Origin of the sequence: Stappia indica (assembly GCF_020177335.1) — a bacterium.
GTDB classification, from domain to species: Bacteria; Pseudomonadota; Alphaproteobacteria; order Rhizobiales; family Stappiaceae; genus Stappia; species Stappia indica_B.
Genome location: NZ_JAIVMG010000027.1, coordinates 1 through 14,857, shown reverse-complemented (window position 1 = coordinate 14,857; position 14,857 = coordinate 1). Strand labels below are relative to the sequence as shown.

At 59.4% G+C, this 14,857-nt stretch carries 8 protein-coding genes and 3 pseudogenes; 8 read left to right on the top strand and 3 right to left on the bottom strand.

Going from position 1 to position 14,857, the window contains the following annotated elements; genetic code table 11:
* Nucleotides 1-1,119, bottom strand: a pseudogene (locus LC062_RS20875) (IS3 family transposase); the annotation flags it as partial.
* Nucleotides 1,120-1,195: 76 nt separating this feature from the next.
* Between LC062_RS20875 and LC062_RS20870 the strand changes: the two are divergent.
* From LC062_RS20870 to LC062_RS20835, 7 genes and pseudogenes are all read left to right on the top strand, one after another.
* A pseudogene (locus LC062_RS20870) lies at nt 1,196-1,324 on the top strand (IS5/IS1182 family transposase); the annotation flags it as partial.
* Between the two features lie 187 nt (nt 1,325-1,511).
* On the top strand, nt 1,512-2,717 hold the full coding sequence (locus LC062_RS20865) for an AGE family epimerase/isomerase (protein ID WP_224913065.1): 1,206 nt from the start codon (nt 1,512-1,514) through the stop codon (nt 2,715-2,717).
* A gap of 355 nt (nt 2,718-3,072) precedes the next feature.
* Entirely contained in the window at nt 3,073-8,544 is a 5,472-nt protein-coding gene (locus LC062_RS20860; protein WP_224913067.1) for a glycosyltransferase family 9 protein, read from the top strand.
* 78 nt (nt 8,545-8,622) lie between these two features.
* On the top strand, nt 8,623-9,699 hold the full coding sequence (locus LC062_RS20855; RefSeq protein ID WP_224913063.1) for a Gfo/Idh/MocA family protein: 1,077 nt from the start codon (nt 8,623-8,625) through the stop codon (nt 9,697-9,699).
* Nucleotides 9,700-9,709: 10 nt separating this feature from the next.
* Nucleotides 9,710-10,312 carry an acyltransferase gene (locus LC062_RS21435; protein WP_318246125.1) on the top strand — a complete coding sequence of 201 codons (603 nt, stop codon included), beginning with the start codon at nt 9,710-9,712 and terminating at the stop codon, nt 10,310-10,312.
* Nucleotides 10,302-11,420 (top strand): DegT/DnrJ/EryC1/StrS family aminotransferase, encoded by a 1,119-nt coding sequence (locus LC062_RS20840; RefSeq protein WP_224913061.1) that lies wholly within the window; start codon nt 10,302-10,304, stop codon nt 11,418-11,420. The genes LC062_RS21435 and LC062_RS20840 overlap by 11 nt, the downstream gene beginning before the upstream one ends.
* A gap of 18 nt (nt 11,421-11,438) precedes the next feature.
* Nucleotides 11,439-12,236 carry an FkbM family methyltransferase gene (locus LC062_RS20835; RefSeq protein ID WP_224913059.1) on the top strand — a complete coding sequence of 266 codons (798 nt, stop codon included), beginning with the start codon at nt 11,439-11,441 and terminating at the stop codon, nt 12,234-12,236.
* On the opposite strand, the gene LC062_RS20830 is transcribed toward LC062_RS20835, so the two are convergent.
* Complete coding sequence (locus LC062_RS20830) at nt 12,237-13,430, bottom strand: class I SAM-dependent methyltransferase (protein WP_224913057.1); 1,194 nt, start codon at nt 13,428-13,430, stop codon at nt 12,237-12,239. It lies immediately after the preceding gene.
* 183 nt (nt 13,431-13,613) lie between these two features.
* Here LC062_RS20830 and LC062_RS20825 point away from each other — a divergent pair, with 183 nt between their 5' ends.
* Nucleotides 13,614-14,741 (top strand): DUF2793 domain-containing protein, encoded by a 1,128-nt coding sequence (locus LC062_RS20825; RefSeq protein WP_224913056.1) that lies wholly within the window; start codon nt 13,614-13,616, stop codon nt 14,739-14,741.
* A gap of 13 nt (nt 14,742-14,754) precedes the next feature.
* Here the strand turns inward: LC062_RS20825 and LC062_RS20820 are convergent.
* Nucleotides 14,755-14,857: pseudogene (locus LC062_RS20820) on the bottom strand (IS5/IS1182 family transposase); the annotation flags it as partial.

Sequence of the window (14,857 nt, the reverse complement as noted above, 5' to 3'; positions counted from 1 at the left end):
TGGCCTTCACCCGTCGCTTGGGCTGCTTGTTCCTGAGCTGCAGTCCCAACTCATTGTAAATCCTACGGGTCTTCTTCATGTTGATCGTCCACCCCTCACGACGCAACAGCACGTGGACATTGTCCGACAGAAGGCGCGGCCTGTGCAGGACATTGGCGTGGTCACAGCCTGAGGCTGCCAGCGCCATGTCGAGCGTGTCGGTGACATCGCTGGCGCACATGGTCGAACACAGCCGCCAGGCGATGATGTAGCGGGAGTAATCGTCGAGTACCGTCGACAGGTACATCCAGCCCCACCCGATAATCTTGAAGTAGGTAAAGTCGGTCTGCCACATCTCGTTGGGGCGGGTGGTCTTCGTGTGGAACGCCTCTGCCGCCTTGATCACGGTATAGGCCGGGCTGGTGATCAGATCGTGGGTCTTGAGCAACCGGTAGACGGTCGCTTCCGACACAAAGTAGCGCCGCTCGTCGGTGAAGCGCACGGCCAGTTCGCGCGGGGACAGGTCGGTCTGCTCCAGCGCCATCGCGAGGATCTGTTGCCGGATATTCTCGCCGATGCGATTCCATACCCGGCTCGGAGCCGATGGGCGGTCTGCCAACGCCTCCAGCCCGCCTTCGAGATAGCGGTCATACCAGCGGTAGAAGGTCCGGCGAGCAACGCCGAGTTGGTCCAGCGTGCGCTTGGCGGGCAGGTGCGATTGCTCGACGATCCGGATGATCTCCAGCTTCTCGGATGCGGGATACCTCATGTGTCGTCGTCCCCATCCGCAGTGATGCTTTTTTTGAGCAGGCGGTTCTCCAGCGTCAGATCGGCCACGCATTCCTTCAGGTCGCGAGCCTCACGGCGCAAATCCTTGACCTCGTCGGTGGTCGCAGCACGAGCGGTGTCGCCAGCCAGGCGACGCTTGCCGGCCTCCATGAACTCCTTGGACAAATGTAATAGAGGCTCTGCGCAATGCCTTCCCTCCGGCAACAGCTCGGCAATGCTGTCACCACCGCGCAGGCCGTCGAGCACGATGCGGATCTTGTCTTCGGCGGAAAAGTGCCGACGGGTCTTACGGCGAATGTCCTTAACCACCTGCTCGGCAGGCGATTTTGTATTGGAGGATTTGGGCTTCATCTTCGTTCCTTCGTCACTACGACGAAGCCCAAATCCTCCTTAAATCACAACCTCAAATCTGTGCCATGAGCGCTGACGGGGAACAATCGAGAACGCCTTCTGCCGTCTGAAGGATTTCCGACGCGGCGCAACCCGCTACGACAAACTCGCCAGAAACTTCCTGTCCGCCGTTGCCTTGGCAACTCTCGTCGCGTTCTGGCTATGATTGAGTCTGGAGCCTAATACTTGGCGTTCTAATCTGATCGGTCATATGGTATTGCACGATATTCTCCTGCGTTATTTCCCTGAGAGGTATCGCTGTTTGTTGCAACGAGACTCATGGGTCGCGATAGGGCGTGGGAAGGAGTAAGGTGACGCGCGTACAACGCAGGCTGGAGTGGGGGAGGTATTCTATGGGTGACGATGGGCACATCGCCTGGCTGTGCGCCGCATCTGATCGCAGCACTCGATGGTTGTTAGATGATGCGATGCCGCAATGGACCCGGCTTGGCGTGGATCCCACCGATGGCGCATTTCTGGAAGCGATTGATTGCGCCGGGCCGCATGCCGTGATCGCTCCGCGCCGCGGGCGGGTGCAGCCGCGACAGATCTACTCAGTGATCGCGGCCGGGCGGCTTGGCTGGAATGGCGATTGGGCGGCGATCGCGAACCGGGCGCTGGACTGGTATCTCGACCATTTCCGGCTCGATGATGCGACATTCGCCGATCTTGTTGCGTCAGACGGTTCGCTCCTTGATGCGCGCTTCGATCTCTACAATCAGGCCTTTGCCCTGTTCGCGCTGGCCCATGCCGCCGCGGTGCTGCCCGACCGCCGTTCCGAGCTAGAAACGGTCGCACGCGCACTTCTCGATCGTCTGGAAACGCTGTATCGGCATCCGCAAGCGGGTTTTGAGGAGAGCTGTCCGCCGAGCCTGCCTCTGCGTGCCAACCCGCACATGCATCTTCTGGAGGCCGCCCTCGCCTGGGAAGACATATCCGGCGACACTGCGTGGAGCAGGGTTGCCGATGAGATCATGGAACTGGCTCTTGCCCGTTTCGTCGACCCGCAGACCGGGGCGCTAAAAGAGTTCTTCGCCAGAGATTGGCACCCCATGGCTGACGACAGCGGACGCCAGGTCGAACCGGGGCATCAGTTCGAGTGGGCATGGCTTGCGCTTCTTTGGTCGCAGCGGCGCAAGCGGGCGGATGCAGCAATCGCTGCCCGCCGATTGTTCGCTATTGGTGAAACCTGGGGTATCTGCCCCGGACGGAAGGTTGCCGTCCTCGAACTGAATGACGACTTTTCGCCGCGGGTGCCGATCGCGCGGCTGTGGGCACAGACCGAGTGGGTCAAGGCATCGCTTGCGCTTGCATGTGTTTCTTCGGGGGCAGAGCGTGTCCACTACTTGGCGTCAGCCCGACAGGCTGTCGCCGCGCTGGAGAGGTTTTTGCTGGATTCCCCTTCCGGCTTGTGGCGCGATAAACTGGGAGAGGACGGCCGGTTCGTCAACGAGCCGTCGCCTGCAAGCTCGCTCTATCATATCGTTTGCGCGATTTCGGAGTTGAATGGCGCTTGCGCGACGGGCGGATTTCTTTCGCGGGACTCGGTCCGTGCATGAGGCGTTGGGCCCCGCAGGTGGCGACGTTGATCCGCGCATGTCGTCTTTTCGACATGCCCAATGGTTAGGTCCGCATGGCGTTGGTAGTCCAGATGGCGATGATGTCTTGACCGGGTGGTAATCCCTGGCGCAACGGACTACCCCGGGCTCCGACAGAAAGAGCGGTACGCGTCGGACGGAGACATAGCCCGGCGTGCAAGTACGATAGGGAGCGGGGCCCGCGACGAAACGAGGCCTGTGCGCCGGGGGGAGATGCGATAGGCTGTGACGAAACGAAGCTTGCCAGAAATTTTTAGCCGGCTCGGCGAAAAGGATTGCGGGGAGTAGGGATGGGAGAGAAGGTTTCGTGATCAAGATGCTGCCGATGGTTGCGCGATACGGGATCCGTAGCCGCCGTTTCTGGGTGTCTCGCCTCGCGTCCTGGGTCCTTGTTCGCGTGTATCCGCGTCGCCACGAAGGCTGGCGACTTCGCGTTGAGACCGCTTCGAAGTCCGGAGCCGATGCCCGGACGTGTATCCGGCTGTATCAGGAGGCTCTGGCGCGCAAGAAACTCGACGATAAGGCGAAAGCGACTCAAGCTGCGCATCTTATCAATTCGTGCATTCGCAAGGGCGGTGGCGCATCGGTAAATGTCGGATGGCGGCCAGGGCTGGGAAGCAACGTTTCATCGGCAGCGCCCGGCCCGCTGGAAGCGATCGATGAGGCGGCGGCAGTTGTTGCGCGCAGGGAGGAGATGTCGCCGGAGTACGCCGTCTCGACCGGCCGGATGATCGGTGACCTCCTTAGAAGTAGACCTGTCGAGGACGCAGCTCTTGTTGGAGCCATGGCTCGGTTGGTCGACGCCTGCGTGGAGGCTTTGCGGCCGTCGTCGTCGCCATTGACCAAACCCCGGCGGGTATCGGGGTTCTATATGCTGCAGGGCATGCTCGCTCCTTCCGGTCTACAGGGACCTGATGCCCTGGGCGGTCGTTTGGCGACGATGGTCGTCCGGGCGCTCGATGAGAGCGACCTCAGCGTTTTCACCACTCGGCGGCGGGGAGGGACCACGGCTGGCTTTGGCGCGTGGATGCGTCAAACGAGCAGCTCCGCGGTGCACAGCGGTATCGTTGAACATGCCCGACATACAGTGGAAACGACGATCAGAGGGGGCCAGAAGGCGGATGCCGCCTTCGACGCCGGGGACCACGCCAGGGCTCTCGACCTCTACGCCGCATTGTTGTCCGCGAAACCGGGGGATCGGCGCAGTCTCGACCGTATGACGGCTTGTCTTAAGGCGATGAAACTCCCCGATGCAGCAAGGCGCCTTGGCGAACTCGCCGGACCGGCCATTGCGACCGTGAAGAAGAATGAGATCCTGCTTCATCGGCTCGCGATCGCCATGGCATCGCTGGAAGGTGAGGGGCGGCATCTGAAATCCCCCAGTCGGCTCCAGGCCGAGGACTTTCTCGACGCGGCCCTGCGCCGTAACCCGGGTAAGGCGGGTCTCTGGAGCGAGCGGGTCTATATCCACCTTTCCCGACAGGAATTCAGCGAGGCCGATGCGGCGATCGCCGACATGGCGAAGGCTTGTCCCGGCGAGCCCCTGATCCCTGTTCTGAAAAGCGTCGCGGCCCGCATGGCCGGACGGCTGGATGAGGCCGTCGGACATGCGGAAGAGGCAGTGTCCCATCCGCAGGCGAAGATGACGCAGGCGGCACTGCGATACGGAGATGCCTTGCGGGCTCGCGGCCAGATTGCCGCTGCGGAACTTGCCTATGGTCTCGCGGTGGAAAGTGCGCCTGGCAATGCCGAATCCAAGCGCAAATGTGTTGAAATGAGGGTTGCTCTCGGTGCTGTCGCGGCTGCGGCGAGGTTGGACGTCCCCTCAGCACTCGACGATGTTCTCGCCGGCGCGATCGATACCTCGACATATTCGCGAGACGCGCATCTTGTTGTCTGTGCCGACGGTGGTTTCCCGCCTCTGAAGCAGGTGTTGAAGGAAACCGGACAATCCGGCTTCATCGTGCTTGCGTCACGAGAAATCGATGCGGGGGCCGTGGACGCGCTCGTGCGGGAGGCGCGGGACAGCGTTGGCCTGACTTATCTGGCGGCGCCAGGATCCGAGCCGTTTCAGTCCGCGCCGGATGTTTCGCAAGCCTATGCCATCGCCCTGCGGCCGGCGGATCTGGCGGTGGCCTGCGAACAGGCTGGTGCGTCGGCGTCGCTTCAGGAAGCCTTGCAGGTTGCAGTTTTTGCATTGGATGCGCAGTTCGTGCCCGGGGGCCTGAACGGATCCTCCGCAAGCCCGGCACTGGAGCGTGTTTTCGACGTCGAGGACAACAGCGAGGCCCGTCCGCCCGTTCTGGGTGTGAATCCCGCTCCCGGTGTCGATGTAGGTTATGTGCTGTGTGCCGATGTTGCCCTTGCAAGGGCGAGCAGATGCGAACGGATTCAGCCCGGCGGATTGCGCCGGGCATCTTTTGCCAATCCCGCGGCGCCTATCGTCGTCGGTTGGAAGGAACTGTCCGAACCGCTAGACTTGCTCGGGCTTCAGGCGCCGCTGATCATTAATCTCGATGGCCTCTCGCGGGCCCAGCGAGAGGCGATCTCATCTGACGAAGGACGGGCACAAGACTGGCGCGCACTTCTGACCCGGGCCGCCTCGGTGATCGTGACCGATGTGACGGTCGAGCATTGGCTGGAAGACACCTTCCGGATCGGCGTTGCGGTCAGCGAGACCGCGGAGCAGGGGCTCGATCGCGCGCTGTCCTTCCTCGGTCGCCGTTTCCTGCTCATGATCGGGGCGGGCATCGGAAACATGCTGCTCTCCACGCCGTTGATTCGCTTTCTGCATGCGCGACTCGGCGTGCCGATCGACATCTGCATTCACTCGAAGGTTGGGGTGGGGCATGAGCTGTTCGGCGAGAGCGGTCATGTGAATCTCGTCTATCACGCCGAGGCAAGCCTGGGCGGTCGCCGCTATGATTACGTCTTTCAGGCGTCGACCATGGGCGCGATGCCCATGCCTGCGCTTGCTCCGCGGGTGCTCTCGCAGCGTGCCGTCTACGATTTCTACGGCACGACCCGCTACATGTCCGAGGCGCGCTACTACTTCAATGGCTTGGCCAACCTTCTGGAATGCGATCCTCGGGAAACGGATTCGGATCTCGTCCCATTCGTTCGCCGGTTTGACGAGCCCACGAACGGTGCGAGCGCGCCGAAGCCGACAAACGGTGCGAAGGTTGCCATCGCGGCTGGTCGGAGCGGAGCGGTCTGGGGCAATCGTCAATGGCCGCATTTTGCGCAACTGGCGCAAGAACTGTCCGATGTCGGCGTCGTCGCTCACAGTGTGGGCGGACCGGGAGAGGCGATCGCCGGCTGCATCGATCTGACCGGCCTGAAACTGCGTGACTCCATTGAGCGTCTGCGCGAGATGGACGTGTTCGTCGGAGCGGATGGCGGTGCCTTCCATATCGCCGATGCGCTTCAGGTGCCCACCGTCGTGATCTTCGGGCCGACCGGGGTTCTCAAGAACGGTCCGATGGTGCCTTCGGCGTCGGTGATGCGGTCCACCCGTGCTTGTGCGCCCTGCCAGTTCCGCAAGGAGTTCACCTCCTGCAATGCCCCCATGTGCATGTCCGATGTCACGTTGGCGTCGGTGCTCCGGGAGGTTCTTGACAAGATCCGGCTTGGTGGGACCCATGCCGCCCACAGCGTGTCGGCGGCGATAGAGCTGGAGGTCGAGCGGCGCGGGACCTTGGTGCGGGACTCTTACCAAGCGCAATTCGCCGCCGAGTCCTTTTCACTCTATCCGTATCTTTCCGGAAAATGGTCCGATCCGTTCAAGGCCCTGGTCACGCGCAAACGCATGGATCGGGCACGCCAACTGCTCGACTGGCGCGTGCAGACGGCCGGCGTCGACGATGAGCTGCGCTACGAGCGTGCGCGCTTCTCCTATGTTGCGCGCGATTACGATGCCGCGATCACCTATTGTCTCGACGATATCGAGCGGGTCCAGCGGCCGTGGGTGTTGCGCAACATCCTCCTCAGAAGTCACATTGCGCGCGGTGAGGCGGAGATTGTGGTCGCCCTGTGGCGTTCATGGGATGTCGATGAGGAGGTTACCAAGGACCGCGTCGCCTGGGTCGAGGCAGCAACCATTGCCTTGCGCGCGTTGGCCTCCCTTGGAGAAGGTCAGGATGCCGCGCATTTGAAGGATAGGCTCTTGGTTGCGGCGCGGGGCGAGGGCGGCCCGCTTGCGACGCTGAAGCAGGAGCTCGGCGTTGCGCTGCCGAGGGCACTCGCCGAGGTCGTGGCCAGATTGGACGATACGCCGTACAGGTTGCCGCACACTCGCTTCGACCCGCCGGAAGCGAAGCTGGCCTTCGCTCTCGTCGGGGACTGGGCCTCTCGACCGGTTGAACTGGCCGCCTACAACAGGGATGTCGATATCTTTTGCCTGAAGCCCGGTGAACTGAAGGACGAGGCGGTCGCGAGCAAGATCGACTTCATCGTCATGCAGAAGGACGCGACTGACACGTCTCCTCTCGCCGGCATGTGGGAACGGCTCGATATGGCGGCGCCTTGCCGCGATACCAAGGGGCGCGAACTCGCCGTTTTCGCGAATGTACGGCATCGGAAGCAGGCAGGCGAGGCTGTCTCTCTCTCCGACATTCTGCAGCAAAACGGTGTCGCTCTTCCGATCTCGGGAAAGAAGCGGCTGCTCGTTGCGGCGCATCATCACCTTGAGAAGCACAATCCGCGCGGTGGCGAGCGTTCAACGCGGGCCATCGTCCAGCAGCTCAAGGAGGAGGGGTACGAGGTTCTGGTCGTTGTCGAGAACAAGAAGACCGACGAGGCCTGCCTGGATGAAACGGACCGGTGCCGGTATGTGGTGGCCGGTCACCATGTCTTCGCGGATACGTTGGCAGCCACGATTGCCGGCTGGCGTCCCGACGGGGTGCTGACCTACGGCGGCGCGGGCCTCACCGCCGCCCATGTCTGCCAGGCGATGGATGTGCCCTATATCTTTTTCCCGCGCGACTGGGGGGAGGTCTGTCCCAAGCCCTATGTCGACCTGCTGGATCGACCGCCGGTTCACAATAACAAATCGCGGTACAAGTCGGCCTATACGGGCGCATTCAAAATCATCACCAATGCACGCTATGTCGCTCAAGTGCTGCAACGGCTCTATGGCGTCGAAGCCACGACCTCATACGTTCCCGTGACGCCGCCGCCTGGGGCTGCCGAGATCAGACCTTTGGCAGAGCGCTCGGAAATCCTCTTGATCAATGCATCGAAATGGCGTGGTGGAGAGATTGTTCGGCAGTTGGCCACTAGTCGTCCCGACTGGCGATTTCGTGTCATCGGCGGAGACGGAAAGCCCTTCCCTCCGAACGTGCGGGTGGAGCCGTTCTTCGACGGGCCTGACTTTTCCAGCATGTACCGAAATGCACGTGTTTTTCTATTCCCCCTTGGGAATGAAATACCCTGCGGCACGGGCCGGGTCGTGTTCGAGGCCCTGATCTGCAAGACCCCGACGATCTCGACGGAGCGTGGAGGAATGAAGGAAGTCCTTCCGCCCAAATGGCTAGCCTCCGACGACAATGTCGATACATGGTTGCAGCTGTTGGACCGGACGATGTCGGAGGATGTCGGGGATGCCGAGTTCGAAAGACTGATGAAGCCTTTCGACGTCGAGGCGCAGTTGAAATGCGTGTCCGAGGCAGTGCGGGATCTTGTTCGACCTAAAGAACAGATGAATCCGTCCGGCGTCGAGGCGCAGTTGAAATGCGCATCAGATGAAACGAAGGATCTTGATCGAATTAAAGAGGTGCATTCAGGCTGAATTCTATTTTCAGATCCTGATCTGAATTCATTAAATTTCCTGTGGGTGGCGATCTTGAAAGAAAATGAAGGGATTTTGATGGCCGAGGAATTGGGTTTTGCTTTGATGGGGTGCGGTCGCATTGCCGAACGTCACGCGAGCCTTCTGGGGGGCGGCGCCATTCGCGGCGCCAAATTGGTCGCCGGATGTGATCCTCAAGGCAGCAGGGCGCGGGACCTCTGCCATCCCTACTCAGTCCGGTCGTTCGATACCTTTGCCGAAATGGATGCGGCAGCGGGCGACGAGATCGACGTCGTCTGTGTTTTGACCGAGAGCGGAAATCACGCGGATCACGTGGTCGAAGTGGCGCGCGCGGGCAAGCATGTCGTCGTCGAGAAGCCGATGGCGCTGACGCTGGAGGACGCCGACCGCATGATCGAGGCGTGCGACGCGGCTGGCGTCAAGCTCTTCGTCGTGAAGCAGAACCGCTACAACAGGCCGGTCCAGCTTCTGCGGCAGGCGTTCGAGGCGGGACATTTCGGCAAGCTCGTCATGGGCTCCGTCCGTGTCCGCTGGCGTCGCGATCAGCACTACTATGATCAGGACGCCTGGCGGGGAACCTGGGCCATGGACGGCGGCGTGTTCGCCAATCAGGCCAGCCACCACGTGGATCTGCTTCAGTGGTTCCTGGGGAACCCTGTGAGCGTGTTTGCCCGCTCCAGGGCCGCCCTGGCGGATATCGAATGCGACGACACCGGCTCGGCGCTCATCGATTTCCAGAACGGTGCGATCGGGATCGTCGAGGCGACGACCGCGGCACGCCCCAAGAACCTGGAAGGGTCGCTCTCCATCCTGGGCGAGAGGGGCACGGTCGAGATCGGCGGCTTCGCCGTCAATGAGGTCAAGACCTGGGAGTTCGAGGACAAGGCCGCGATGGACATTCTTGCGAGCAGTCCCGATCACAACGACAATCCCAAGGATGTCTACGGTTTCGGTCACAGGGCCTATCTCGAAAACGTTGTCCAGGCGGTCCGGGGCATGGGCCCGTCGCTCGTCGACGGACTGGAAGGCAGGCGCTCCCTCGAACTGCTGTCGGCGATTTACGAGTCGATCGAGTCCGGTCGCGAAGTGGCCCTGAGATACCACCAAAGGCGCTCCCGGCTTGGCCGCAAGTGAGGATGCAATGTTGATCGCGGAGACGGCGCGGCTGCTTGGGGATGTTGTCCTGGGCGAGGGCGTCCGGGTGGAGGACTACTGCCTGATCGGCACCGGCAACGGGGACGCGACGACCGTGATCGGCGCGGGGAGCGTCGTTCGCGCCGGCACGATCATCTATGCGGGAAACCGGATCGGAGACCGCTTTCAGTCCGGAAATTCCGCGAACATTCGCGAAAACAACATCATTGGCGATGATGTTTCCATCGGAACCCACTCGGTGGTGGAGCATTCCGTGTCGCTGGGAAACCGCGTGCGGGTGCATTCGCAGGTTTTCATACCCGAATACTCCGTCATCGAAGATGATGTGTGGATCGGACCGAATGTGGTTCTGACCAATGCGCTCTATCCGGCAAGCGCCGGCGCGAAAGAGAAACTCGTTGGCCCGCGCTTGCGAAGGGGCTGCGTCATCGGCGCCAACGTCACGATCCTTCCCGGTGTCACCATTGGCGAGGGAGCCCTGATCGGCGCCGGATCGCTGGTGGCGCACGACATACCTGCGGGGATGGTCGCGCACGGCTCGCCGGCACGACCGACGCGCAAGAGATCGGATATTCCAGACTATGCAGACTGATACGATTCCGCTGTGTGACCTCAAGGCCCAGTATGCGTCCATAAAGGACGAGATCGCGGAGGCGGTCGGCGCTGTTCTGGAGAGCTGCGCCTATATCAAGGGGCCGCAGGTCGCCGCGTTCGAAGCCGCCTTCGCCGCGCGACACGGACTGGACCCCTTCCAGGCGATCGGGTGTTCCAACGGAACCTCAGCCCTGACCGTTGCCCTCAAGGCGCTGGATCTTCCGGCCGGCGGGGAGGTCATTCTGCCTTCGCACACGTTCTTCGCCACCGCGGAGTCCGTTCTTTTGGCAGGACTCGTTCCGGTGTTCGCCGATATTTGCGCGCATGACTACACCATCGACCCCTCGAGCGTCGAACGCCTCGTCGGGCCGCGCACGGTGGCCATCGTTCCCGTGCACATCTATGGCGGCATGGCCGACATGGACGCGCTGTCGGAGATCGCGCGGCGCAACGACCTGAAGCTGGTCGAGGACTGCGCCCAGGCGCATCTGGCGACCCGCAACGGCAGGACCGCCGGCACCATCGGGGATGCGGGGACCTACAGCTTCTATCCGGGAAAGAACCTCGGCGCCTATGGCGACGCGGGCATGGTCGTGGCGCGCGACCCGGCGGTGGCCGAGAGGATCCGCAAGCTGGTCGACCACGGCCGGCAGGACAAGTACCTTCACGACCTCATTGGGGACAATCTGCGTATCGACACGCTGCAGGCGGCAATCCTGGACGTGAAGCTCCGTCATCTCGACGAATGGACGGCCGCGCGGCGCGCCGTCGCCGAGCGCTATGACGCGGCCCTGAAGCCCGCGGGCTTCAAGGTGATCGAGCCGCCGGCAGGCTCGGCACCGGTCTATCATCTCTATATCGTCGAGGTCGCCAACAGGCAGAAGACACTCGATCACCTGAAGGCGCAGGGAATTTCGGCGGGCATTCACTATCCCGTACCGGTTCACAGGCAACCGGCCCTTGCCGGGATGGGACTGAAATGCGACGGCGACCTTCCCACTACGGAGCGGATCGCCGGACGCATCGTCAGCCTTCCAATCTATCCGGAAATGACCGAAGCTCAGATCGAGCGTGTGGTAGAGCAAGTTCTGCACATCGCCATTTGACGTGAAGAGAGAATTTACATGCAAAATGAAAACAAGAATTATGAAGTCGACTTCATAGATATATTCCGATCAAAGATATACGGTATAAAAGGAGAGCGCCTTTTTGAGGCTATCCGGAAGACTGGTATTCATGAGTGGGCGGAGACAGCTCTTATCCTTCAGTTTGTGAGGGTGAATACAGATGTAATCGATGTAGGGGCAAACATCGGTTACTATAGCGCCATGATGTCGATGTTCATCGGCCACTCTGGGAGGGTGCACGCATTCGAGGCGAACCCTTTGACCGCTGATCTTCTTGAAAAGACCATTTCCGAAAATGACTGGTCTAATGTGAAGCTTAATCGCTGTGCCGTTGCAGAGTCCTCTGGCGAAATTGAGGTGTCGTCGCGTATTGAAGTTACAAAGAATGATGTTGATAGAAATTTTAATCTTGGTGGTTGGAGTTTGTTGAGTTATGGAAGTAATAAGAGTGTTCTGAAATCAATAACTCTTGATGATTACGCCTCAGATGAGAGTTTGGAGCGGGTTAGTCTCCTCAAGATTGACGTCGAGGGTTATGAACTGAATGTCCTGAAAGGCGCACAACAATTGATTAGGCGTTTCAAACCAAATATCATGATCGAGTTGCTTGCAAGAGACGGCGCATCTCATGAAAGGTGTTTGGAGTGCATCGATATCCTGAAAAGCTTGAACTATGGATTGAAGAAGATTGAGAAGAAACCGATTCCTCATCTGGTTGATAGCGATCCGGAGGATTTCAGAGAGCTTCCTTACCACTATAATTACATTGGTCTCCCAATTGGGAGGATGTACTAATTATCTCTTGAAGATAAATAAATTCTCGCCCCATTCTGCTTTGGAATGATTGATCAGTTCCAAGCCAAGGTTTTTTGCGCATGAAATATAGTCCTCGGCACTTTTTCTCGATATATTGATTTTTGTTTTCCGTGCCTTGGAGCCATCGGCTTCAACAAGCACAAGGTATCCGCCTTCTTCACAAAGGTCCGAATATTTCCTGAATGCATTTTCCCATTCTTGATCATTCGGAAAGGTTTGTAGGGTATTGAAGTCGAGGATAAGGTCGTATTTTGATTCATTTGAATCGATCTCAAGTAAATCTATAGTCTCAAATTTGATATTATCTTTGTTCGAATTTTCTTTTTCTGCGAAATCGATCGCTGATCGACTTATGTCGACTCCATCAAGGTGGGTAGTCCATTTCATGAGAAAGTCTGCCAGACGGCCAGAACCGCAACCCGCGTCGAGAGTGCGGGACATTCTCTTCTCCGGAAAGTGTTTCTCGAAAACAGCGTTCAGAAATGTGGTGTCCCTGCTAAGCCTCTCAGCATAAGCAGTTACTGAATGAGAAGAAGTTGCGACACCTGCTTTTTTACCCTGGGGGCCAGAGTACCTGACTTCCCAATATTCGGCTGCGTGGTAATAAATAGAAGAGATATCAAGTAGTAATTTCTTGTCATCTCTGGCGAGCTCGCGCGCTTTTTGAGAGAAAATCAATTTCTTATCTTCATCTCCTATCATCGCAAATGAGAGTGCCAGTGCAATACAGGATGGGGCATCCAGATCTGAAGTGTCCTCAATTATCGCACAGATTTCTCGCGTCTTTCGGACATCGTCAAACTCTGCCGAGGCTACGGCGCAGCGGGCGATCTGGATGGGCGGAAGATCAGGATGACTTATGTACACATCCAGAGCCTCAAAGAAATTGTCGCGCTCTCGGGTCTCGCGAAAGCACTCTACTAACCCATAGAGAGCCGCTTTGTTCCCATCGGGTCTGGCCAAGTTTGATGCCGAATAGAAGGAAGCTGCACGCTTGAACTTCTTGTTTCGTCTGAAGAGATCTCCGCAAAGCTGATTCACACGCGATTCGACATATGGATTGTCGACTCTCCCAAGGAGTGAAACCGCTTTCTCCATGCGCTCGATGTTGTTCTCCTTGAGGGCCAGCTCGGCTTCCTTCAAGGGATCTTTGCGCTTTAGCCAGGAAATCATTTTGACCACCCTAGGAGTGCTTGGGTTGGAAATGCCGGGGAAGGTGAACCTGTATTATCGTTTGACGCGCACTTTGTCGAGAGAGCTACGGCAGCGTGTCGCCAAGACAATCCTGTAAAGATATCCTCTATGGGAATAGTCGTGAGAACCTATCTCCTCTCGAACGAGAGGGAGATATCCGATATGGGCGACATGACGACCAGGCTCGCATTTCCGTTGATGTCCGCAGCACAGGCGCAGAAGCACGTTACCCACAATGAAGCATTGCTTGTCGCGGATGCGCTCGTCCATCTGGCGGTTGCCAGTCGCGCCACGGCGGTGCCGCCGGCCGCACCGGACCCGGGACAGCGTTTTATCGTTGCTGGCGGGGCGACGGACGTGTTCTCGGAGAAAGAGGGAGAGGTGGCTGAATGGAGGGATGGTGCTTGGATCTTCCATGCGCCCGCACCGGGGTGGCGGGCCTGGGTGATCAATGAAGGCGGCGTGGTTGTTTTCACGGACGGCGGATGGGTCGACTTGCGCAGTTTGCCCAAGACCGGGACGGACATGCTCGGCATCAATGCGTCGCCCACGACAGGGGAACGGTTCGTCGTATGCTCCGAGTCCGTCCTGCTGACACATGACGGCGCCGACCAACGGCTCAAGCTCAACAAGGCGGCGGCGACAGACACCGCGTCGCTTCTGTTCCAGACCGGATACAGCGGACGGGCGGAGGTCGGCATTGCCGGCGACGACCATTTTCGCATCAAGATCTCGGCGGACGGCGCCGTTTTCCGGTCTGCTGTTGATATCAACCCGGCAAATGGAGATTTCACGTATACCTTGGCCAATGGGGGGAGCATTGAATTTGCTCGATACAGTGTTGGTGGCAGTCCTCGATTGTTGTTGAACGCGGATATGGTGAACGGAGCTCGCTCCTACGTGTCATTCCGGCACGCCAATGTCGAAACCGCTGCTCTTTATTCGAGTTACAGCGAAACAACCGCGACAGCCGACTTCTATGTGAGGGCCGTCGAGGACGATACGAACATCGCCTTCGTCACACGTCATGCCGGCGTGACGCAGTGGGCCCATCTGAAGCTCGATGCCGCGACGGGGTTCACGGGCATCGGGACGCATACGCCCAGCACCAAGCTCGATGTCTACGGGCCTGTCCGCGTCAAGGGCTACACGGTTGCCGGTCTGCCCTCGGCGGTGGAACACGGAGCGGGGGCGATTGTCTTCGTGAGCGATGAGAGCGGAGGACCCGTCCTTGCCTTTTCCGATGGGGCGGGGTGGCGAAGGGTGAACGACCGGGCCGTTGTCTCCTAGGCTCCAGACTCAATCATAGCCAGAACGCGACGAGAGTTGCCAAGGCAACGGCGGACAGGAAGTTTCTGGCGAGTTTGTCGTAGCGGGTTGCGACGCGTCGGAAATCCTTCAGACGG